Raw genomic sequence first — 23,106 nt, 5'->3', positions numbered from 1 at the left:
GGGAAATCGATGATGGAAATGGTCGAACGGAACGAGGCCCTTGCCGTGCTCGAGGAGCACCTTGCCGGCGCGGTCATCGGACAGGGTCGGGTGGCCATCGTCGCCGGCACGGTTGGCATCGGCAAAACCGAACTCCTCCGTGCGCTCGCCGAGCGGGTCGTTGACCTCGGCGCGCTGGCCGTCGTGGCCAGTGGCACGCGCGCCGAGCGCGACCTCCCGCTGGGCCTGCTCAGCCAGCTGCTGCGCGACGCGCCGCTGCCGGACGAGGAGCGCGAGCGCGCGTTGACCCTCTGCCATGAGGGGGCGCGCGGCGCACTCGCCGACCTGAGCGGCGACGACGTTGGCCAGATCGACGCGCAGATCATGGATGCGCTGTGCACCGTGCTGCTGGAGTTGTCCGAGCGGTACCCGCTGGCCATCGTCGTCGACGACGTGCACCTCGCCGACCGGGCGTCGCTGATCTTCCTGGCCTACCTGGCCCGGCGGGCCCGCTTCGCGCAGCTGCTGACGGTGTTCAGCTACTCGGAATTCGACCGGTCGGCCGAGACCTCACTGCACGCCGACCTGCTGCGCTCGCCGGACGGAATCCGCATCCGACTCACCCCGCTGAGCCAGGACGGGGTGCGGGCGATGGCCGCGGGGTACGTCGGGACCGAGGACGCCGAGCGGTTCGCGACCGAGTGGTACTCGCTGTCCGGCGGGAACCCGCTGCTGGTCAAGGGGCTGCTCGACGACCACGCGACGGCCACCGCCGTCGAGGGCGGGTCGCCGGCGGAGATGGCGGTCGGCGACGGGTACGGCAGCGCGGTCGTGGCGTGCCTCCAGCGCGGTGAGCCGCGGATGCTGGAGGTAGGGCGCGGCCTGGCGGTCCTGTCCGACCCCGATCACGTGGGCCGGCTGATGGACATCGACAACAGCACGGTGTCCCGGGTGATCCGGCAGCTGACCACCGCGGGGGTGCTCCGCTCCGGCCGGTACCGTCACTCGGCCGCCCGCGAGGCGGTGCTCGCCGGCCTCGACGAGCCGACCCTGGCCGAACTGCACCGCCGGGCCGCCAAGCTGGCCTACGAGCGGGGCGCGGCGGCCCGGGTGGTCGCCGAGCATGTCCTCGGCGCGGGTGGCATCGGCGAGCCGTGGGCGCTGGTCGTCCTGGAGGACGCGGCCCGGCAGGCGTTGCGCGAGGGCGCGGTCGAGCAGAGCATCGCCTACCTCGAACTGGCCCGGCAGGAGTGCCGCGACGAGACCCGACGCAACGCGATCATGACGACGCTGCTGCGCGCCGAGTGGCGGATCAACCCGGCCCTGTCCTGGAACCTGCTGTCCCAGCTGTCCACCGGAATGAGCCGCGGCGAGCTACGCGGCCACGACGCCGTGGTTCTCGCCAAGGCGCTGCTGTGGCACGGGAGCTTCGGCGACGTGGAAGAGGTGTTCGAGCGCCTGGCCGCCTCCGACGAGCTCGACGAGCCGGAGACGGTGGCGGAGCTGGCGATCAGCCGGCCCTGGGTGCGTAGCACGTACCCGAGCTTCCGGGAGCGGCTGCCGCGGCTGTCGGTTCGGCCGACCGCGGCGGTCAGCACCGTACCGGCCACCCGCCGCCTGAACGCGGTCACCGTCCTCGCCGAGGTGCTGGAGCACGGAACGGTGCCGGACGTCGTCGGCTCGGTCGAGCAGATCCTGCGCGGCACCCGCCTCGACGAGATGAGCCTCGACACGGTGGAGTGCAGCCTGCTCGCGCTGACCTACGCGGGGCACGCGGAACAGGCCGCGCCGTGGTGCGACATGTTCGTCGAGGAGGCACACCGGCGCCGCGCCCCGAGCCGGCAGGCCCGACTGGCCGCGGTGCGTTCGGAGATCGCGTTCCGGCTTGGCGACCTGCCCGGTGCGGCCGAGCACGCGCGGATGGCTCTGGAGATCATGCCCCCGAGCAGTTGGGGCGTTGCCGTGGGCGGGCCGCTGTCCAGCCTCATCCTGGCCGCGACCGCCATGGGCCGGGACGACGAGGTGCGCGAGCGGCTCGACCAGCCGGTACCGCGGGCCATGTTCCAGACCCGGTACGGCCTCGCGTACCTGTCCGCCCGGGGTCGGTACAGCCTCGTCACCGGGCACGCGCAGCTGGCGCTTCGGGACTTCACGCGGTGCGGTGAGCTGATGGGCGAGTGGGCACTGGACGCGCCCGGGCTCGTGCCGTGGCGCCTCGATGTGGCCGAGGCCCGCCTGGCGCTCGGCAAGACCGACCAGGCCGCCGCCCTCATCGAGGAGCAGCTCGGCCGCAGCGCCGAACACCCGCGCGTGCGGGGTGTCGCACTCCGGCTGCTCGCCGCGACCAGCCTGCCCCGGCACCGGCCGATGCTGCTGCGCCAGTCCGCCGACCTGTTGCAGAACAGTGGCGACCGGTACCAGTTGTCCCGCTCGCTGGCGGCGCTGACCAACGCGTTCGAGGCGTTGGGGGAGTCGCGTCGGGCCGGCATGATCAACGGTCGGGCCCGCAGCCTGGCCCGGGAGTGCCAGGCTCCGCTGGGCGGTCGTGCGAACGGACGGGCGCCGGCGGCGGGGCCGGTCGGTGTCGGTGCGGCCGGTGGCCCGGCATCGCTGCTCAGCGACGCCGAGCGGCGCGTCGCGGCGCTGGCCGCGGTCGGCCACTCCAACCGGGAGATCGCCGAGAAGCTGTTTGTCACGCTCAGCACCGTCGAACAGCACCTCACCCGTACCTACCGGAAGCTCCAGGTCACCAGCCGCGCGGACCTGCCCTCGATCCTTGAGGTGGGCCGCCCGGTCGAAGCCTGACCTCCGGGCCGGGCTCGACGACCGATACTCGTTGCTCCAAGCGCCGTCCAGCCTCCGGATGGCGAGCACCGGTTCCCCGTAAGCGACCGATCCACGGTCGCCTGCGGGGACCGTTGTTTTTTGGGGATAAGGGCGAAGGCGCCGAGTCCGGCGGCGCGGGCGCGACGGGGCCGTCCGGGACCTGGTTTGGCGGGCACGAGCGTTGAGTACCCGGGAAAATCGGAGGGATGCGGATCGCCGTCGATGCCACATTGTGTGGTGTCGACTCCACATTGCGTTACACGATAAAACCCCGATCAGCCGCGTGTCACCAAAGTCCCCATCCAATGCAATTAGTCTATCCAAATAGCTGCATATTGGACGACGCCTCAGTCACCCGACTATCCGTCGAACGGCCGACTAGATCCGGACAATCAGTTGTTGATCTACCTTTGTCGACTGGTACGGGGTACCCTGAACGGCGGTGGGTGGCGGGTGGACGGGGACACGGGGATGCGGAAATCGACAGCCATTCGTGTAGTCATGGGGAATCTTGGTTCCATTTCGGGGAGCCCCTCGTACGCCGACGGCGTGGCGCGTGGCGCCGTGGCCTGGCCCAGGGCTGGCTCGTCAGGTCCGCCGGGTGAGCCGTCAGGCGGCGCCGTTGAGGCTAGTGGGTGCCGATCAGGTCAACCCGCAGCGTTAGAGTCACCGACCAGCCAAACGAGGTAAGGCGGGCCGAACGCGGCTGTCGACGCGGTGTCCAGAGGAGACCTGGTTGGAGTTTCGAGTCCTCGGGCCGCTGGAAGTCTTGGCGGGCGATTTTCATATTGACATTGGCGGATCTAGACAGCGGATCGTTCTGGCGAGCCTTCTGCTTGAGGCCAATCGCACGGTGCCCATCTCCCGACTGACCGATGCGATCTACGGCGAGGACGTCCCATCGACTGCTCGTGCCCAGACGCAGATCTGCATCTCCGCACTCCGGCGCCTGTTCGCGATGCACGGCAGGCCCGACCTGATCATAACTCGCGCCAAGGGCTACGCGCTGCAGGTCGAGCAGGACGTGCTGGACGTGCACCAGTTCGACGACCGGGTCAACCGGGCGCGGCAGGACCACGACCTGCGCCACAGCGAGGAGGCGGTGCGGCACTACCGCTCGGCGCTGAGCCTGTGGCGCGCCCCGGCGCTGGTCGACATCGACAGCCTGGCGGTGCGGGCGGCGGTCGGCCGGCTCGACGAGCGGCGGATCTCCGTCACCGAGGACTGCATCGACCTCGAACTGAGCCTCGGCCACCACCGCGACCTGGTCGCGGAGCTTGTCGATCTGGTCGCCGAGCACCCGTTGCGCGAGCGGCTCCGGGGCCAGCTGATGCTCGCGCTGTACCGATCCGGGCGGCAGGCGGAGGCACTGGAGGTCTACCGGGCCGGCCGCCGGAGCCTGGTCGACGAGTTGGGTATCGAACCCAACGAGTGGCTGCAGCAGCTCGAACATGGCATCCTCACTGCGGACGAATCACTGCGGGCGCCGACCGTGCCCAGAGGATCGGCCGTCCCGGCGCCGGCCGCCAGCGACGTTGACCTGACCGGGCCGGAGAGTTCCGGGCCGGCGCCGGCCGCCATCCGCCCGGTATCCATCGCGCCGGGCATGCTGCCCACGGACATCAGCGACTTCACCGGCCGCAACGCGCACATCACCGCCGTGCAGGAGCAGCTCGCCCAGGCGCAGAACGACCCGGAGCGACTCGCGGTGCCGGTCGTCGCCATCGTGGGCAAACCCGGGGTCGGCAAGACCACGTTGGCCGTGCACGTCGCGCACAAGGTTGCGGTCGACTTCGCCGACGGCCAGCTCTTCGCCGACCTGCACGGCCGCGGCACCCAGCGAATCGGGCCGATGCAGATACTGGAGCGCTTCCTGCGCACGCTCGGCGTACCCGGGACCGCCATGCCCGACGGCCTGGAGGAGCGGGCGGAGCTGTACCGCGCGCTGCTCTCCGATCGCCGCATGCTGATCGTCCTGGACAATGTCGAGGGCGAGAGTCAGGTACTTCCGCTGCTTCCCGGCCACCGCAACTCCGCGGTGCTCATCACCAGCCAGAGCCGGCTGTCCGGCATTCCCGGCGTCGAGCACGTCGATCTCGATGTGTTCGACTCCCGGCAGTCGGTCGAGCTGCTGTCGCGGATCGTGGGCACGAATCGAGTCAGCGCCGAGCCGGCCGCGGCGACCGCCCTGGCGGAGCTGTGCGGACACCTCCCGTTGGCCCTGCGCATCGCCGGCGCCCGGATGGCCACCCGGCTGAACTGGGGCATGGATCAGCTCGTCGAGCGACTGCACAACGAGACCAGGAGGCTGGACGAGCTGAAGCACGGTGGCATGGCCATCCGTGCCAGCCTGTCGCTGGCCTACGACGCCATCGACGACGAGGCGAAGCGGCTGTTCCGGCTGCTGGCGGTCGTCGATTTCCCGGCCTTCTCCGGCTGGGTCGGCGCCGCGCTGCTCGACGTTTCCCTGCCCGACGCGCAGGACCTGCTCGACGAGCTGACCGATGCCCAACTCGTCGACGCGACCGGCACGGGCTTCGGAATGCAGAGCCAGTACCGGTTCCACGACCTGATCCGGATCTTCGCCCGCGAGCGGCTGGTCGAGGAGGAGCCGGTCGGCAACCGCAACGAGGCGCTCGGGCGGGTCCTGGGTGGGTTGCTGTTCCTGTCGTCCGAGGCGCACCAGCGCATCTACGGGGGCGGCTTCCTCCAGTTGAAGAGCCCGGCGGTTCGCTGGACGCAGCCCAACAACATCGTCGAGCGGATTATCGCCCCACCCTTGCCGTGGTTCGAGCGCGAACGAGCCACCATCCTGGCGGGCGTCCGCCAGGCGGCGCAGGCGGGCTTCGTCGACCTGTGCTGGGATCTGGCGATCACCGCGGTGACCCTGTTCGAGCTGAGGTTCTATCTCAACGACTGGCGGGAGACCCACGAGATCGCGCTCGCCGCGGTCCGGCGCTCCGGCAACCGGCTCGGCCAGGCCGCGGTGCTGTACTCGATCGGTGCCCTGTCGATGACCGAACAGCGGTTCGCCGACGCGCGCCGGGAGTTGGAGAGCGCCATCGTCCTGTTCCGGGTGGTCGACAACGTGCAGGGCGTGGCGCTGTCAGTGCGCAACCTCGCCTTTCTCGACCGGATGAGCGGCGACTTCGTCGAGGCGTCGCGCCGGTACGAGCAGGCGCTCAAGGTCTTCCGGGAACAGGGCGACATGGTCGCCGCGGCGTACGCGCTGCACAACCTGGCACAGGTGCGGATGGAGTGCGGGTCGCCGGAGGAGGCGAAGCGGCTGCTCGAGGAGGCGCTCGACCTCAGCCAGCGGTGTGGCAGCCGGCGGGTGGAGGCGCAGGTCCTGCACCGCATCGGCTCCCTGCACCTGCAGGGCGGCGAGGCCGGCGAGGCGGCGCACGTGTTCGACCAGGCACTGAGTGCCGCACGGGACATCGGGGATACCGTCGGCGAGGCGTACGCGCTGCACGGTCTTGGCATGGCTCAGCTGGGTGCCGGGGCATTCGAGGCGGCCAGTGCGGCGCTCGAAAAGGCGCTCGATGTCGCGACCATCGCCGGCGAACAACTCGTCGAGGCGCGCGTGTCGCTCGGCCTCGGTGAACTGGCGCTCGCCCAGAACGCGCCGGCGCGTGCCGTCGGCCATCTCCGTCGAGCCCTGGATCTGTTTCGTCGTATTCGACTGCCCGCGCTTGAGGCGAGGGCACAGGCACTGCTCGCCGACGCGTCCGCGGTGGCCGAGCAGGAAATCGCGGATAGCCAGCGGCAGGGCGCGAACGACGAGGGTGCGGCGGTGACCCGGTAGCGATTCGGCGGGTGCGGCACGGGCTCGACAATCGCGGCTCTACCACGTTCCATCACACGGTCAGCGCCCCGGCGATCCCCCTGACGGGGGAGCCGAGGCGCTGACGTTTCAGTCGAGTTCATCCGTGGGTGCCTCAGCCCCACACGGTGTTGTCGGGGCTCGCGGTGGGCGCGGGCGGCGGGGTGGTGGGCCCGTCGGCGTTGGCGTTGTGGATGTCAATGATGCCGGTCGCCAGAACGATGGCGGCGGCCATCGCGATAACGAGGGTACGGACTCGAACCAGGTGGCCGCTGCGGCGCATCGCAATCCCTGCCTTTGTCTAGGATTATGGCTTAGCACTTGTCGTGTTTTCCGGTGCTGATTTCAAACTAGGCAGGGAGCTAATCGCCGAATTATTGCCGCTCTCTCGAGCCAATATCGTGGTCAATTGATGGCGTGGCGATAGCGGATCGATAGATCGCTGAGGCCCGCTCGATTGGAGCCTTCTGCGATATTATTTGGGTCGGCGGAAGCCTGGTGTTCAGGGCCTACGCCCTGCTACGCGGGGGGTCGCGTCTGATCAACCAGACTGGGGATTGTCATGAGCGTTTCGGTGCGTGCGGTGGACGGTGTGTACGGTCGATCGGCCGTCGGGCTTCGGGCCCGCCTGGAACGCATTGACGATCGTCTAGCTCCAGTCGCTCATGGTGAAACCGATGGCGATGGAACGATTCCCGGCTGGTCGGCCAGCTGTCTCCAGCGCGGTACGCACCGGATCGTCTTCGACAGCGACAGGTATTTCGCCACGCTCGGGGTGACCGCCGCGTACCCCGAGGTCGTCGTCACCTTCCGCGTGCTGGAAGAGTCCGACAACTCCCTGATCCAGGTCGTGCTGTCCCCGTACGCGTACTCCACGTACTTCGGGACGGCGGCCTAGCCTCGGCCGCTCACGACCCGGCTAACTGGTCGCGGCGACGGATGAGGTACGCCGTCTCGGCGATGTTGCCCGCCAGCCCGATGGCCCGGTCGTACGCCGCCCGCGACTGTTCGCCGCGGCCCAGCCGGCGCAGCAGGTCGGCGCGCGTGGCGTGGTAGGCGCGATAGCCCTCCAGCGGCAGGCCGTCCACCTCCGCGAGCGCGACCTGTGGGCCGTCGAGTTCGGCGACCGCGATCGCCCGGTTGAGCCGCACGATCGGCGAGGGGTCGAGGCGGACCAGCTGGTCGTAGAGCGCGACGATCTGCGACCAGTCGGTGTCACGGATGTCGCGGGCGTCGGTGTGGACGGCGTTGATGGCGGCGAGGATCTGGTAGCGCCCCGGCGCCTGGCCGGACGCGAGCCGCGCGCGGACGAGCGCGTGGCCCTCGGCGATCAGCTCGCGATTCCAGGCGCCGCGGTCCTGCGCGTCCAGGGGGACCAGCTCACCGTTCGCGGACAGCCGTGCGGCCCGGCGGGCCTGGATCAGGAGCATCAGCGCCAGGAGTCCGGCGACCTCGCCGTCGGCCGGCATCAGGGCACGGACCAGCCGGGTCAGCCGGATCGCCTCGGCGGTCAGGTCGCCGCGGACCGCCTCCTTCTCGGGGTCCGAGGCCAGGTAGCCCTCGTTGAAGATCAGGTAGAGAACGGCGAGCACCCCGGTGACCCGGGCCGGGAGGTCCTCGCGCAACGGCACGCCATAGGGGATCTTCGCCGCCTTGATCTTCGCCTTGGCGCGGGTGATCCGCTGGCCCATCGCGGTCTCCTGAACCAGGAACGCGCGGGCGATCTCGGGCACGGTGAGTCCGCCGACCATCCGCAGGGTCAGCGCGATCCGCGCCTCCATGGCGAGAGCGGGGTGGCAGCAGATGAAGACGAGGCGCAGCCGGTCGTCGTCGATGACGCCGACCGGCTCGGGGGTGTCGAACAGCATCAGCGCCTCCCGATGCTTCTCCTCGCGCCTGGCCTCGCGCCGGAGCCGGTCGATGGCCCTGCGCTGGGCGGTGGTGGTGAGCCACGCGCCGGGATTCGGCGGGACGCCGTCGACCGGCCAGCGTTCGACGGCGGCCGCGAACGCCTCGGCGGCCATCTCCTCGGCGATGTCGAGGTCGCCGAGGCGCCTGGCCAGGGTCGCGACCACCCGGGCCCACTCCTCGCGGTGGACCCGGGTGATCACTTCGCCGATGTCGTTCATCGACCCCATCAAGTCAGGAACGGTCGGAGCTCGACCCTCCGATTACGACACCATTAGCGCACACCGTCACCCGGTCCGGGACCGGTCTCAGCCCCGCGGGTCGCCGTCGAAGCCGTACCGGACGCCGTAGCGGGCCACCACCCGGCGGACCCCGATCGGCGGGTGCAGCCGGGTGGGCTCGGTGGTGTGAATCGGGAACACCACGCGCGGCCGGATCCGCTCGACCATGGCGTGCAGGTCGTCCGGGGCGGCATGGCCGGAGCAGCCGATCGTCCGCAGCGGGACGCGCAGTTGGGTCAGCCAGTCGGTGAGCAGCGTCCAGCGCGGGTCGAAGGGGCCCAGCGGTTCGCCGTTGGCGTGCAGGAACACGGTCTCGTCGTCGGTCGGCAGGTCCAGCAGTGAGGCGAAGTCGTACGGCGCCGGGTGGACCACGTACCGTTTCGGATCGGCCCGGATGTCCGACAGCGTCACGGTGTCCCACGAGGACACGTCGGGCAGACCGTACCCGCGCAGGAACCGCGCCACCGGGACCGGCCAGACCAGTACCCGGCCGTGGTCGCGGGCCAGCGCCATGAACTCGGCCGCCCGCTCCACATCCCGTGGGTACATCGCCAGCAGCACCAGCCCGGCGGTACCGGTCAGCGCCTCGACGAACGAGGCGGCCACGTCGTTCTCGTCCCGGGGCCGGCCGTCGGGCGCCGGCCAGCTCAACGTGGTCCCCTCGGTGACCAGCACGTCGCAGCCGGCCGCGCGGGTGACGAAGTCGTGGCTGCGTTCCGGGTGGCGCCCGTGGAAGCGGATGTCGCCGGTGTAGGCCAGGGTTCCCCCGGAGGTGCGGATCAGGTACCCGCAGGCGCCCGGCACGTCGTGGTCGACCGGAACGCATTCGATTTCGATGTCGCCGTGGCGGACCACCTGGCCGTCGGCCAGCGCGACCCACGCCGGCTCGGCACCGGTCAGCCCGTCGCCCGAGTCCGCCAGCGCGCGCATCAACCGCACCGCCTCGGTGTGCGCGTGCACCGGGATGGTCGGGTCGACGAATCCGGCCAGCCCGACGTGGTCGATGTGCGGGTGGCTGATGAACATCGCGGCGTTTCCGTCGGTGGCGGCCAGCTCCGGGTCGCCGGTCACGGCCGGGTCGAACACCCCCGGGATCCGTGGCGCCGCGCCGACCCGCAGCCGGTCGGCCAGTTCCCGACCCGGGCGCTCGGTGACCGGGGCGCGGAACAGGTCGGTGCTGGCCGGGATGTCCAGGCCGAAGTCGAGCAGGACGCGGTGCCCGCCGTCCCGGATCAGGATCTTGCTCGATCCGATCACGCCCAGCCCACCCCAGAATTCCACAGTGGACACAAAAGAGCCTTTCGTCGTTGAATTGCGGGCGTCAGTCGGCGGACGCGCCCGAGTGCACCCGAGTGGTGCGGGCGAAGGCGGCCGGGTCGGCGGCCCATTCGCGGATCGCCGGCAGCAGCTCGGTGAGCGTGGCCGCGGTGACGTGTGCCGGTCCGTCGGCACGGCCGAACCGGTCGATGTAGCCGGTCATCGCGCCGCTGTCCAGGGCCGGCTCGATGTCGTTGCGCCAGTGGTCGCCGACGCTGAACGCGTGCCACGGGGCGTCCGTGTGGCCGATTTCGGCCAGCAGCCGCGGCAGCAGGGCGCGCAGCCCGGCCGGTTTGCCGGTCGAGCTGACCACCCGGTCGAACGCGCCGGCCATGCCGATCCGCCTCAGCAGGTCGCTCAGGCCGTCGGCCGGGCTGTTGGTGGCCAGCACCAGCCGGTACCGGGGGCGCAACTCGGCCAGCAGGGCCGCGAACCCGTCCGGTACCGCGACGACGCTGGTGCCGTCGGCGAGGGTGGTCCGGGAATGCAGGAAGGCCCGGTCCAGCACGGCGGCGGCGACGCCGTAGCGTTCGGCCAGCTGGGCCACCGCCCCCCAGCCGTCGATCGCGTCCAGTGTCGAACCGGCCCCGGACAGGTACCCGTCGAGTTCGGTCCGGAACCCGGAGGCGTCGGCGTCGGCCAGCCCGGCCATGGCGTGCGCGGCGTACGCCAGCACCGGCGCGTCGCCTCGGTAGAGCGTGCCGTCCAGGTCGACGACGAGCACGCCCGCGGAGTCGGTCATTGAGTTATCCATTCGATCAGCCACGCAGGCCTGCCGCGGTCGAGTACGCGCCGGTGACGAAGTGCTTCTGCAGCACCAGGAACAGCGCCAGCACCGGCACCGTGGTGAAGGCGACCGCGGCCGACAGGCCGGTCCAGTCGGTGCCGTCGGTGCCGTAGAAGGTGGCCAGGCCGACCTCGACCGGCTGCACGTGCGAGCCGGAGCTGGTCATGATGAACGGCCACAGGAACGAGTTCCACGATCCCATGAACACGTTGAGCCCGACGATCAGCAGCGCCGGCCGGACCAGTGGCACGCCGACCGACCACAGCATCCGCAGCCGTCCGGCGCCGTCGAGTTCGGCCGCGTCGAACAGCTCCTCCGGCAGCCCGGCGAAGAACTGCCGGACCAGGAAGATGCCGAACACGCTGGCGCCCCACGGGATGATCTGGATCCAGTAGGTGTCCAGCCAGTCGATCGTCTGCGCGATGATGTACACCGGAATCAGCAGCACCGTCTGCGGGATGAGCATCACCGACATCACCAACGCGAAAAGCACCTTGCGGCCCCGGAAGCGCAGCACGCCGAACGCGAAGCCGGCCAGCACCGAGGTGAACAGGGCCAGCAGCACCGTGGCGCTGGCGATCAGGACGGTGTTGCCGAACAGCCGCAGCCACGGGGCGGCATCCCAGGCCCGGGCGTAGTTGCCGAAGTGCCAATGCGGGATCAGCGACGGCGGAAACTTGTACACGTCGCCGTTGCGTGCCAGCGACGTGGTCAGCACCCAGTAGAGCGGCGCGATGAACAGGCAGCCGAGCAGCACCGCGAATACCCGGCGCACGACCGCGCCGGCCAGGCGCCGCGGGTGGCGGCGCCTGGCCGGAATCGGCCGGGCAGTGGTTGGCTTGGTCACTGCGACGAGGACTTGTCCGCCGTGGCCTGCTTCTGCGCGTCGGCCAGGGCGGCGGCGGCCGTCTGCTTGCCCGACAGGGCCGACTGCATGGCCACCGCCAGGTCACCCTGGCACTTGGTGATCCAGGAGTACGGCGGGGCGCCGACCGCGATGGACAGGTCGTCGGCGGCGAACTTCACGTACGGGTTCTTGGCCACGAAGTCGGTCATCTGGGCCATCGCGTCGGGGGTGACCGGCAGGTAGCCGGAGTTCTCGGCCCAGTACGCCTGCGAGGACGCCGAGGACAGGAACTTCATGTACGTCCACGCCGCCTTCTGCTCGGCCGAGCTGGCCTTCGCGAACATCACGATGTTGGTACCCGCCAGGGCGTTGGTGCGGCCGGCCGGTCCGGCCGGCGCCGCGGCGGTACCCATCGGGAACTTGCCGCCGATGGCCTGCTGGTCGTAGTAGTAACTGGCCACGCTGGACACGTCGAACAGACCCTTGCCGGCGCCGAGGTCGGTCTCGCCCGGGTAGTTGGTGCCGACCGCCAGCGCCCCGGCGTTCTTCAGGTTGACCAGGTACTGCATGGCCTGCACGGCGGCCGGGGAGTTGAACTGCGGACTACCGTCGGTGCCGAACACCGGAGTGCCGTAGGAGCCCGCGATCATCTCGAACAGGGACTCTCCGCCGCCCGCGCCGGACGAGGTGCCCGGGTCGATGGCGATGCCGACGGTACCGTTGCCGGCCACCGCCTTGGCGTCGGTGGCGAACTGGTCCCACGTGGTCGGCGCGGTCAGGTGCTTGGCCTGCAGCATGGCCTGGTTGTAGTACGTGATGACCACGCTCTTGTTGAACGGCCACATGTACAGCTGGTTGCCCGGCAGGTACAGGTCCTTCTTCACGCCGTCGTACAGGTGGGACAGGTCGTCGGCGGTGGCGAAGTTGCTGATCGGCACGATCGCCTTGCTGTTGGCGAAGGTGGCGGCCCAGTCCTCGTACGCCTGGCCGATCGTCGGCGGCTTGCCCGCCGCGATCGCCGCGGTCTCCTTGGTCTGCAGCGTGCCGTAGTCCGACACCGCGTCAAGGTTGACCTTGATGTTGGGGTTGGCCTGCTCGAACTGCTGGGTCAGGTGCTCGAGCGAGGTCTTCAGGGTGCCCGAACTCATCGCCTCCATGAAGGTGATGCTGACCTTGCCGTTGCGCTCCGACCCCGAGGCCGAGCTGGAGCCGCAGGCGGCCAGGGCGCCGGTACCCGCCAGGCAGACCGCCAGCGTGCCCAGGGCCATGAGACTCCGACGCGAACGTCGTGCCATATTCCGATCTCCTCCGCGTTACCTTCGATGTGTTGCGATTCCGCTCATCCGGTTTCAGGCCGCGCCCCGGGACGAGCGGCTGGTGCCCAGTTGCACCAAGGTGAACAGCGCGGTGACGGCGAACAGCACGACCGCGAGCGCGGCGGCGTACCCCGTGTGGAAGAAGACGAACGCCTCCTGGTAGAGCAGGAAGCTCAAGGTGGTGGTGGCGTAGACCGGTCCACCCCGAGTCATCAGATAGAACTGGGTGAACGCCTGCAGCGAGGTGATGGTGGTGATCACGATGACGAACAGGGTCACCGGGCGAAGTTGCGGCCAGGTGACCGACCGGAATTCCTGCCACTTGTTCGCGCCGTCGAGTTGGGCCGCCTCGCTCAGTTCCGGAGAGATCAGGGTGAGCCCGCCCAGGAACACCACCACGGTGAATCCGACCTCGTGCCACAGGCTGTAGATCAGTACCGACGGCATCGCCCAGGTCGACGAGTTCAGCCACTCCACGCTGTGGATGCCGAACAGGTGTAGCGCGGCGTTGGCCAGTCCGAACTGGGGATTGAAGATCCAAACCCAGACGATCGACGTCGCCACCAGCGGGGTGGCGTGCGGCACGAACACCGCCAGCCGTACGCCGGCCAGTACCTTGCCGCCGCGCTGGAGCAGCAGCGCGATGGCCAGCGAGATGGCGCTACCGCCGATCACCATGCCGGCCGTGAAGTAGAGCGAGGTGAGCCCGCTGGACAGCAGCGACGGCTTCGAGGCGCCGAACAGCTTCTGATAGTTGTCGAAGCCGATGAACGTCGACTGCGAGACGTTCAGCGGGTTCCAGTTGAACAGGCTGATGAAGAACGTGTACAGCGTCGGCAGCAGCGTGAACACCGAGAAGATGAGCAGCGCCGGCACGGTCAGCAGGGCGCCGGCGGGGCCGTTGCGGACCCGGGCGACGCGTCGTGACCCCGATCTCGCGACGCCGGTGGCCGGACGGCTGGCCGTCATCGTCGACGTCTCTGCCATGAACTGGACGCTTCCCTCTCACTGGTTGGACGGCGGATGTCGGCCGGCGACGGGCAGTGGCCTCGTTCTGGCGCTCGGCCTTCCCGTTGCATGGGAAGTTAATGCGAATAGGGTTTCTGATGAGTTAATCTGAAAGGTTGGCGTGATGAACTGTCACCGGCTGCGCGACAAGCCCCGCTGGCGGACGCCGAGCCACCCCGGGTCTCGGCGAGGCAGTCATCGACGGTAATCGTCGGCTGGTCGGCGACGACGAGACCTCCGACCGGTGCGGGGATGCGTGGCACCCGCTCGCTCACGTAGCGCCAGCGGTGCGGCGGTCCGGGCGGGGCCGGCGCGCACGGTCGGGCGCGCAGCGATGAGCCTGAATTTCCAGATGACGCACAGCGGTGCGGCGCGCATTGCCGTCGCCGGCATGGCGCGCCGGTTCGGCTCGGTACCAGGGTTCCCGGGTGACGGTGCGCACGTCACCCGGGTTGTGGCGACCGCGTACCGGCGAGCGGCGCCCGGCGGGGCCGGTCCGTCCGGCCCCGCGCCGGCGATAGACCTCCGATGAAAGATCTTGACTTGGCCCCCGGCCGGAGAAAGCATGTCGTCTGCAGTGCCCAGCACCCGCGCTCTCCGCTCCGCTCCGTCCCATGACGGGTGTCGTCGCGCAGGGTGACCGTCCTCGATTTGCTGGAGGCAGGCAACATGGCGCTATCCCTACGTGACTTCCGCCGGCGCAGAGCCTGGGCGCTCACCGCCCTGACCGGCTTGGCGTGCACCGTCGCGACGGTAGCCGTCGCACCGGCGGCGATCGCGGCGCAGCAGCCACCGACGCCGGTATACCTCGACACCCACTACAGCTTCGCGGAGCGCGCCGCCGATCTGGTGTCGCGGATGACGCTGAGCGAGAAGGTACAGCAGCTGCACACCAACAACGCCCCGGCGATTCCCCGCTTGGGGGTGCAGCAGTACACGTACTGGAGCGAGGGCCAGCACGGGCTCAACCGGTTGGGTGCCGACACCGGCGAGGGCGGCCAGGGCGCCGTGGACGACGTGCGGGCGACGAGCTTCCCGACGAACTTCGCGTCGTCGATGACGTGGGATCCGTCGCTGATGTACCAGGAGACCACCGCGATCTCGGACGAGGCGCGCGGGTTCCTGGACAAGTCGCTGTTCGGCACCGGCCAGAACAACCTGGGGCCGGATGTGAACGACTACGGCGACCTCACCTTCTGGGCGCCCACCGTCAACCTGGACCGCGACCCGCGTTGGGGCCGCACGGACGAGGCGTTCGGCGAGGACCCGTACCTGGTGTCGCAGATGGCGGGGGCGTTCGTCAACGGGTACCAGGGCAACACCATGGCCGGCGAGCCCATGACGCCGTACCTGAAGGTGGCGGCCACCGCCAAGCACTACGCGCTGAACAACGTGGAGGCCAACCGGCTGTCGGGCGACTCGGTGACCAGCGAGGCCGACCTGCACCAGTACTACCTCAAGCAGTTCCAGAGCCTGATCGAGGACGACCACGTGGCCGGCCTGATGACGTCCTACAACGCCATCAACGGCACCCCCGGGGCGGTGGACACCTACACCGTCAACCAGCTCGCCCAGCGCACCTTCGATTTCGGCGGGTACATCACCTCCGACTGCGACGCGATCGCGACGGCCTGGCAACCACCACCGGGCGGACACCTCTGGGCGGCACCGGGGTGGACGGCGTCGACCGCCGGCGCCCAGGTGATCTGGACCAACGACACCACCGGCGCGACGATTCCGGCCGCCGCGGGTGCGGAGGCGTACGGGTTGCGCGCCGGCACCGCCCTGAACTGCACGGGCGACCAGGCCACCCTGCCGAACATCCAGGCGGCGATGAACGCGGGCATCCTGTCCGAGGGCGTCATCGACACCGACCTGGTCAAGTTGTTCACCATGCGCATGGCGACCGGTGAGTTCGACCCGCCGGCGAACAACAGCTACACCGCCATCGACAAGTCCGTCATCGAGAGCACCCAGCACCAGCAGCTGGCCCAGACCGTGGCGGACAACTCGTTGGTGCTGCTGAAAAACGACGAGGTCACCGGCGGAACGGCCGCGCTGCTGCCGGTCGACGCCGCGCAGACCCAGCACATCGTCATCCTCGGCAACATGGCGAACCAGGTGACCCTGGGCGGCTACTCCGGCCGGCCCGACGTGCAGATCAACGCCGTGCAGGGCATCACCGCGGCGGTGCGGGCGGCCAACCCCGACGCGACGGTGACGTTCGACGCCGCTGGTACGTCGAGCACGGCCACCGGCCCGGCGGTGCTGTCCGACGCGACGAAGGCGGCGATCCAGGACGCGGATCTGGTGCTGGAGTTCGTGGGTACGAACACCTCGAACGCCAGTGAGGGCAAGGATCGCGCCACGCTGGCCATGCCGGGCAACTACGACTCGCTGGTCGACCAGGTCGCGGCGCTGGGTAACCCGCGCACCGCGCTGGTCATCCAGTCCGACGGTCCGGTGGTCCTCGGCGACATTCAGGCCAAGGTGCCGGCGATCCTGTTCAGCGGGTACAACGGGCAGGCGCAGGGTGCGGCGATTTCGGATGTGCTGTTCGGCAAGCAAAACCCGGACGGGCACCTGAACTTCACGTGGTACCAGGACGACTCGCAGCTGCCGTCGATGATGAACTACGGGCTGGACGCGGCGAGCACCGGCGGCCTGGGCCGCACCTACCAGTACTTCACCGGCACGCCGACCTACCCGTTCGGCTACGGCCTGAGCTACACCCAGTTCGGCATCTCCGCGGTGAGCGTGGACAAGAAGTCGGTGTCCGCCAACGGCACCGTGACGGCCACCATGACGGTGAAGAACACCGGCCAGACCGCGGGCGCCACCGTCGTCCAGCTGTACGCGACGACGCCCGGCGCCGGTACCGCCGACGTGCCGCAGGAGCGGCTCGCCGGCTTCCAGAAGACGAACAACCTGGCGCCCGGCGAGTCGCAGAAGCTCACGTTGAGCGTGGACATCTCCGACCTGGCCCTGTGGGACACCGCGAATTCCCGCGAGAGCGTACCGGACGGCACGTACCAGTTCCGGGTGGGCACCGACGCGTCGTCGTTCGTGGCGGAGCAGGACGTCACGGTCACCGGGGCGCCCGAGGCCAAGGTGCAGTATGTGACGGTCCAGCCGGAGTCGGTGGTCTACCAGGCCGGGCAGACCTTCGACCTGACCGGCCGCAACCAGTGGCTGGCCGACGACACCAAGGCGTCCGAGGAGCCCGACCGTGACCTGACCATCACGGCCGACAACATCGTCGAGGCGGTCGACAACGACCAGTCCTTTGTGGACCTGTCTACGGCGAAGGTGAAGTATTCCAGCAGCGACCCGACGGTCGCCAGCGTGGACAGGAACGGTCTGGTGCGGGCCATCAAGAACGGCGTGGCCACCATCACGGTCACGGTCAACGGCGTCTCCGGCAGCGCGCCGATCGTCGTGCAGAACACGCTGACCAGCAAGGTGCCGTCCATTATGGACGCCGGGTCGTCGGGGACGGTCACCGCCACCTTCACCAACGGCGACATCAAGGCCGTGCACGACCTCACCCTCGGCATCACCGTACCGGACGGCTGGACGGCCAGGGCGATCACGCCGACCAGCGCCAAGAAGGTGGACGCGAACTCCACGCTCACCGCGACGTGGACGCTGATCCCCGGCCCCCGCGCCACCCCGGGGGCCTACGAGATCGACTTCACGGCCACCTCCAGCGAGGGGGCGTTCGGCTCCAGCGGTCAGGTGCAGGTGCCCTACACCTCGGTGGCCGCGGCGTACAACAACACCGGAATCAGCAACGACAACACGCCGTTCACCGGAACCTTCGACGGCGGCGCGCTGAGCTGGTCCGCGCAGGCGCTGGCGGCGGCCGGCTTCGGGGCGGGCGCTCCGGTCACCGCGGTCGGGGTCGGCTTCACCTGGCCCTCGCCGAACGTCCCGGACAACATCGTGGCCAGCGGTCAGGTGGTGCCGGTGTCCGGCTCCGGGCACCTGCTGGGCTTCCTGGGCGCGAGCAGCGGGGCGTCCACGTCGGGCGCCGGCACCGTGGTGTACTCCGACGGCACCACCCAGCCCTACACGCTGACCTTCGCCGACTGGTGGTCGGCGAACGCGGCGGCGGGCACGTCCATCGCCGCCACCGCGCCGTACATCAACAGCGGTGGCAACGCCAGCCGCAACAACCAGACCGTCCATCTGTACGCGGCGTGGGTGTCGCTGGATCCGACCAAGACGGTGCGGTACGTGATCCTGCCGCACGTGACCGACGACGGCCAGGTCACCCAGGGCCCGGCGATGCACGTGTTCGCGCTGGGCGTCGCGCGGGCCGACGACCAGACCGCGATGGTGTGTGACACCCTGGGCAACCCGGACACGCCCAGCGGCGTCACGGTCAGGGACGAGGGCGACGGTCACACCACGGCGACCACGGTCGGCGGCGTTCCGGCGCGTACGACCACCGGCTCCGGATCGCTGTACATGTACTTCGACCTCGACAACTCCATAGTTCCCGGCGGCACCTACCAGGCGACCGCCTACGTCACGTACTACGACCACGGCACCGGCAGCTGGGACATCCAGTACGACTCGTTCGCCGCCGTGTCCAACAACGCCTTCCGGGACTCGGTACGGGTGACCGACACCGGTACCGACACCTGGAAGACGGTGGCCGTGCCGTTGCCGGACGCGGCGTTGAGCAACCGGGAGAACGGATCGACCGACCTGCGGCTCAACATCGGCGTCGGCGCCCAGTCCATCGGGCGGGTGGCGCTGTCGGTGACCGGCGACAACGTGGTGCCGGTCCAGCTGTGCCAGGCCGGGGCGTAGCCCCATCGCGAAGCGCGTCAGGCGCGGGTATCCGGCGACCCCGGGTACCCGCGCCCGCGTCGTCTCGGGCCACCCGCCGATGGGGCCGGGTCCGGGCACCCGCCACGCCGCCGGGGGAGGGCGGCGGTCCCGGCGGCGTAACGCCTGATGACACCGGGTGACGCGGAGTGCCGGTGGTGGCAGACTGGCTGCATGCGCGCGATACGTACCGGTGCGGTCGTCGCGGCCCTCGCCGTGTCGGCGGCGCTGACCCTGGCGGCTTGCAGTGGCGACCGGAGTCCGGCGGCGGGGCCGAGCGCCGGTGGGCCGAGCGCGGGTGGGTCGAGCCCGGCATCGACCGGCGCGAGCGGTTCGCCGGCGGGCGCGGCCGCGCAGTGGCCGATGTACCACGGCACGCCGGACCGGGCGGGAGTGTCGGCGGCGATGCCACCGGCGGCCGGTGCGCCGCGGCGGGTACGGAGCCTGAGGCTGGACGGGGCGGTGTACGCCTCGCCGATCGTGGTGGGTGGGCTCACCATCGTGGCGACCGAGAACGACACGGTCTACGCGTTCGACCAGTTCTACGCCCAGGTCTGGCGGCGCAGCCTCGGCAAGCCGTCGCCGTCGGAGGAGCGGCAGTGCGGTGACATCGACCCGCTCGGGATCACGGGGACGCCGGTGTACGACGCGTCCACGGACAAGGTGTATCTGGTCGCGGAGCACGGCGGGGCGGTGCGCCACGAGCTGTACGCGCTGGACCCGCGGACCGGCTCGGTGGCCTGGAGCAAGAGCGTGGACCTGCCCGGGGTGAGCGCGCGGGACATGCAGCAGCGCGGCGCGCTCGCGGTGGCGGGTGGCAAGGTCTGGGTGTCGTACGGGGCGCAGGCCGGGGACTGCGGCGACTACAAGGGGCGCGTGGTCGGGGTACCGCTGGACGGTGGGGACGGCGTGGTCTTCTACAGCCCGCCGACCGAGCGCGGGGGCGGGATCTGGAACCCGAACGGGCCGACCGTGACGGCCGACGGGCACCTGCTGGTGGTGTCGGCGAACGGGGCCGGGTTCCCGGGTGACGCGTACGACCACACGAACACGGTGCTGGAGCTGGACGCGTCGGCGCGGCTGGTCGACTCCTTCGCGCCGGAGGACTGGGCGCGCAACAACCAGGGCGACGTGGGACTCGGATCGCAGGGCGTCGCGTTGATCGGTGACACCTGGGCGGTGCTCGGCGGCAAGTCGGGGCCGGTGTACGTGCTGCGCCAGGGGCACCTGGGCGGCATCGACGGGCAGGTCGACGTGCGGAACGTCTGCCGCTCGTTCGGCGGTGCGGCGGTCAGTGGCAGCGTCGTGTACCTGCCGTGCACCGACGGGGTCCGCGCGGTCCGGGTCGACGACGCGGGCAAGCTGCACGTGCTCTGGCACGCCGATCAGGCGATCACCGGCTCGCCGGTGATCGGCGGTGGCCGGGTCTGGGTGCTGGACACCCGCGGCGGCGTGCTGCACGGGCTGGACCCGAACAGCGGAAAGAGCCTCGGCCAGGTGGACGTGGGCGAGGCGAACCGGTTCTCGACGCCGGCCATTGCCGGCGCGGACGTCATCGTCGGCACGCTGACGGGCATCGCCGTCGTGCGGACGAGTTGAGGCCCCGCCGCCGCGGCATCGCGGACGCCGGCCCGATCGGCGTCCGCGATGTGGGGTTCGCCCCGCTGGGGTTCGCCCCTGCGCTACCCGGGCCGGGCCTCAACCGGCGAGGTCGAACCGGTCGAGGTTCATCACCTTGACCCACGCGGCCACGAAGTCCCGCACGAACTTCTCCATCGAGTCCTGACTCGCGTAGACCTCGCAGATGGCCCGTAGCTGAGAGTTCGAGCCGAAGACCAGGTCGACGGCGGTGGCGGTCCACCTGACCGCACCCGAGGCGCGCTGCCGGCCCTCGAACACATTCTCGGCCGAGGCGGACGCCTTCCACTGGATGCCCATGTCGAGCAGGTTCACGAAGAAGTCGTTGGTCAACGTCTCCGGCCGGTCGGTGAGCACCCCGTGCCGGGTCTGCCCGTAGTTGGTGTTCAGCACCCGCATGCCGCCGATCAGGACCGCCATCTCGGGGGCGGTGAGCGTCAACATGAACGCCCGGTCGAGCAGCAGGGTCTCCGGTGACAGCTTCTCCCCGGTCCGCAGGTAGTTGCGGAAGCCATCCGCGGTCGGTTCGAGCACGGCGAACGACTCCGTGTCGGTCTGCGCCTGCGAGGCGTCGGTGCGCCCGGGCGCGAACGGGACGGTGATCGTCTGCCCGGCGTTGTTCGCCGCCTGCTCGACGGCCGCGCACCCGGCCAGGACGATCAGGTCCGCGAGCGAGACCTGCGTCCCGCCGGACTGCGAGGAATTGAAGTCCTGGCGGATCTGTTCGAGGGTCCGCAGCACGGCGGCCAGCCCACCGGGGTCGTTGACCTCCCAGTCCCGCTGCGGGGCGAGGCGAATCCGGGCCCCGTTGGCCCCTCCGCGCTTGTCGGTGCCGCGGAAGCTCGCGGCCGCCGCCCACGCGGTGGTGACCAGCCGGGCGATGGGCAGCCCCGCCTGCAGGACCTTGCCCTTGAGGGTGGCGATGTCCTCGTCGGTGATGAGGTCGTGATCGACGTCGGGGACGGGGTCCTGCCAGAGCTGCGGCTGCGGAACCCACGGCCCGAGGTAGCGCGAGACCGGCCCGAGGTCGCGGTGCAGCAGCTTGAACCACGCCCTGGCGAACGCGTCCTCGAGCTGGTCCGGATTCTCCAGGAAGCGCTGGGCGATCGCCCCGTAGACGGGATCCACCTTCAGCGCCAGGTCCGACGTCAGCATGATGGGTGCGTGCCGCTTCGACGGATCATGGGCGTCCGGCACCGTGTCCTGGGCCGCCTGGTCCTTGGGGGTCCACTGCTTCGCGCCGGCGGGGCTCGTCGTCAACTCCCAGTCGTACCTGAACAGGTTGTCCAGGTACCCGTTGTCCCACCTGGTCGGCTCGGTGGTCCACGCGCCCTCCAGCCCACTGGTGAGCGCGTCGCCGCCCGTACCGGTGCCGAAGGTGTTCCGCCAGCCGAGGCCCTGCTGCTCGATCGGGGCCCCCTCGGGCTCCGCGCCGAGGTACTGCTGATCGACCGCGCCGTGGCACTTGCCGACCGTGTGGCCGCCGACGATCAGTGCGACCGTCTCCTCGTCGTTCATCGCCATCCGGCCGAAGGTCTCCCGGATGTCCCTGGCCGAGGCCATCGGGTCCGGGGTGCCGTTGGGGCCCTCCGGATTTACGTAGATCAGGCCCATCTGGACGGCGCCGAGCGGGCCGGCGAGCCGCCTGTCCCCGCTGTAGCGCTCGTCTCCGAGCCAGGTGTCCTCGGGCCCCCAGAAGATCTCTTCGGGTTCCCAGACGTCCTCCCGCCCGAAGCCGAACCCGAACGTCTTGAACCCCATCGACTCGTAGGCGCAGTTGCCGGCGAACACCAGAAGATCGGCCCAAGAGATCTTGCGGCCGTACTTTTGCTTGATCGGCCAGAGCAACCGGCGCGCCTTGTCGAGGCTCGCGTTGTCGGGCCAGCTGTTGAGGGGGGCGAAGCGCTGGGCGCCGCTGCCGCCGCCGCCCCGGCCATCGGCGATCCGGTACGTGCCCGCGGCATGCCAGCTCATCCGGATGAACAGCGGCCCGTAGTGGCCGTAGTCGGCCGGCCACCAGTCCTGCGACGCCGTCATGACCTCGAAGATGTCCCGCTTGAGCGCGTCGGGGTCGAGGGCCTTGAACTCCGCCCGGTAGTTGAAGGCATCGTCCATCGGGTTGGACTGCGGCGCGTGCTGGTGGAGAACCTGCAGGTTCAGCTGATTCGGCCACCAGTCCTGGTTGCTCCGGGGCCGTCGGGGCGCCCTGGGGGTGGGGGAGGGGATCGCGGGGTTCTCGCTCTCGCTGGTGCTGTGAGTCTCGTCCTTCTTGTCAGACACGTCGGTACTGTTCCTTCCTCGCCGCACGCTACGAATGGCTCGTTTTCTGCACGTTGGTTGCTCTTGATCCAACGCCGTACCGCTCCGTAGGTGTCGAGCGTCGCGGATTCGCGGTCGGCCCGGCCACGGCTGATCTTGCGTGGTCCGCTCCCGGCTCCGCTCCGGCCCGGCCCGGTCTCTGCCCGGCTCGGCCCCTTGCCCGACCCCGCCCTTTGCCCTGCCCTGCTCGGCTCGGCTCGGCGGGCTCGCCGGGA

The 23,106-nt window shown here is 70.0% G+C and carries 13 protein-coding genes; 5 read left to right on the top strand and 8 right to left on the bottom strand.

Translation table 11 applies throughout. The features are described from left to right. The first annotated feature begins 18 nt into the window (after positions 1–18). Both ABEA87_RS24100 and ABEA87_RS24095 read left to right on the top strand, forming a co-directional pair. Complete coding sequence (locus tag ABEA87_RS24100) at positions 19–2,784, top strand: AAA family ATPase (protein ID WP_345633092.1); 2,766 nt, start codon at positions 19–21, stop codon at positions 2,782–2,784. A gap of 874 nt (positions 2,785–3,658) precedes the next feature. Further along, positions 3,659–6,613 carry an AfsR/SARP family transcriptional regulator gene (locus ABEA87_RS24095; protein ID WP_345633090.1) on the top strand — a complete coding sequence of 985 codons (2,955 nt, stop codon included), beginning with the start codon at positions 3,659–3,661 and terminating at the stop codon, positions 6,611–6,613. 133 nt (positions 6,614–6,746) lie between these two features. On the opposite strand, the gene ABEA87_RS24090 is transcribed toward ABEA87_RS24095, so the two are convergent. Next, on the bottom strand, positions 6,747–6,914 hold the full coding sequence (locus ABEA87_RS24090) for a hypothetical protein (RefSeq protein WP_345633088.1): 168 nt from the start codon (positions 6,912–6,914) through the stop codon (positions 6,747–6,749). Positions 6,915–7,193: 279 nt separating this feature from the next. On the opposite strand from ABEA87_RS24090, the gene ABEA87_RS24085 reads away from it, so the two are divergent. Further along, positions 7,194–7,529: a hydroxyisourate hydrolase gene (locus tag ABEA87_RS24085; protein WP_345633086.1), complete on the top strand. Its 336-nt coding sequence runs from the start codon at positions 7,194–7,196 to the stop codon at positions 7,527–7,529. 10 nt (positions 7,530–7,539) lie between these two features. On the opposite strand, the gene ABEA87_RS24080 is transcribed toward ABEA87_RS24085, so the two are convergent. From ABEA87_RS24080 to ABEA87_RS24055, 6 genes are all read right to left on the bottom strand, one after another. Next, positions 7,540–8,760, bottom strand: a complete 1,221-nt coding sequence (locus ABEA87_RS24080; RefSeq protein ID WP_345633084.1) for an RNA polymerase sigma factor — start codon at positions 8,758–8,760, stop codon at positions 7,540–7,542. A gap of 87 nt (positions 8,761–8,847) precedes the next feature. Beyond that, entirely contained in the window at positions 8,848–10,110 is a 1,263-nt protein-coding gene (locus ABEA87_RS24075; RefSeq protein WP_345633083.1) for an MBL fold metallo-hydrolase, read from the bottom strand. A gap of 31 nt (positions 10,111–10,141) precedes the next feature. Next, a complete protein-coding gene (locus ABEA87_RS24070; RefSeq protein WP_345633081.1) occupies positions 10,142–10,879 on the bottom strand; it encodes an HAD family hydrolase in 738 nt (245 codons plus the stop codon). Between the two features lie 16 nt (positions 10,880–10,895). Next, on the bottom strand, positions 10,896–11,771 hold the full coding sequence (locus tag ABEA87_RS24065; protein ID WP_345633080.1) for a carbohydrate ABC transporter permease: 876 nt from the start codon (positions 11,769–11,771) through the stop codon (positions 10,896–10,898). Then, positions 11,768–13,066 carry an extracellular solute-binding protein gene (locus ABEA87_RS24060; RefSeq protein WP_345633079.1) on the bottom strand — a complete coding sequence of 433 codons (1,299 nt, stop codon included), beginning with the start codon at positions 13,064–13,066 and terminating at the stop codon, positions 11,768–11,770. Before ABEA87_RS24060 ends, ABEA87_RS24065 begins: the two co-directional genes overlap by 4 nt. Positions 13,067–13,120: 54 nt before the next feature. Beyond that, complete coding sequence (locus ABEA87_RS24055; RefSeq protein WP_345633077.1) at positions 13,121–14,074, bottom strand: carbohydrate ABC transporter permease; 954 nt, start codon at positions 14,072–14,074, stop codon at positions 13,121–13,123. A gap of 657 nt (positions 14,075–14,731) precedes the next feature. On the opposite strand from ABEA87_RS24055, the gene ABEA87_RS24050 reads away from it, so the two are divergent. Both ABEA87_RS24050 and ABEA87_RS24045 read left to right on the top strand, forming a co-directional pair. Next, on the top strand, positions 14,732–18,916 hold the full coding sequence (locus ABEA87_RS24050) for a glycoside hydrolase family 3 C-terminal domain-containing protein (RefSeq protein ID WP_345633075.1): 4,185 nt from the start codon (positions 14,732–14,734) through the stop codon (positions 18,914–18,916). A 192-nt stretch (positions 18,917–19,108) separates the two neighbouring features. Then, complete coding sequence (locus tag ABEA87_RS24045; RefSeq protein ID WP_345633073.1) at positions 19,109–20,533, top strand: outer membrane protein assembly factor BamB family protein; 1,425 nt, start codon at positions 19,109–19,111, stop codon at positions 20,531–20,533. Between the two features lie 99 nt (positions 20,534–20,632). Here ABEA87_RS24045 and katG read toward each other — a convergent pair whose 3' ends face one another. Beyond that, positions 20,633–22,852, bottom strand: a complete 2,220-nt coding sequence (gene katG, locus ABEA87_RS24040; protein ID WP_345633071.1) for a catalase/peroxidase HPI — start codon at positions 22,850–22,852, stop codon at positions 20,633–20,635. Positions 22,853–23,106 lie beyond the last annotated feature (254 nt).

It is taken from the genome of Rugosimonospora acidiphila (assembly GCF_039543385.1).
In the GTDB taxonomy this organism is placed as follows: Bacteria; Actinomycetota; Actinomycetes; order Mycobacteriales; family Micromonosporaceae; genus Rugosimonospora; species Rugosimonospora acidiphila.
This window is presented reverse-complemented; position numbering and strand designations above follow the sequence as displayed.

Bases quoted from the DNA above. Each gene is read 5' to 3' on its own strand.
- ABEA87_RS24100 (WP_345633092.1), top strand. From the start codon at position 19: ATGGTCGAACGGAACGAGGCCCTTGCCGTGCTCGAGGAGCACCTTGCC.
- ABEA87_RS24090 (WP_345633088.1), bottom strand. From the start codon at position 6,914: ATGCGCCGCAGCGGCCACCTGGTTCGAGTCCGTACCCTCGTTATCGCG.
- ABEA87_RS24085 (WP_345633086.1), top strand. From the start codon at position 7,194: ATGAGCGTTTCGGTGCGTGCGGTGGACGGTGTGTACGGTCGATCGGCC.
- ABEA87_RS24080 (WP_345633084.1), bottom strand. From the start codon at position 8,760: ATGAACGACATCGGCGAAGTGATCACCCGGGTCCACCGCGAGGAGTGG.
- ABEA87_RS24070 (WP_345633081.1), bottom strand. From the start codon at position 10,879: ATGACCGACTCCGCGGGCGTGCTCGTCGTCGACCTGGACGGCACGCTC.
- ABEA87_RS24060 (WP_345633079.1), bottom strand. From the start codon at position 13,066: ATGGCACGACGTTCGCGTCGGAGTCTCATGGCCCTGGGCACGCTGGCG.
- ABEA87_RS24055 (WP_345633077.1), bottom strand. From the start codon at position 14,074: ATGGCAGAGACGTCGACGATGACGGCCAGCCGTCCGGCCACCGGCGTC.
- ABEA87_RS24045 (WP_345633073.1), top strand. From the start codon at position 19,109: ATGCGCGCGATACGTACCGGTGCGGTCGTCGCGGCCCTCGCCGTGTCG.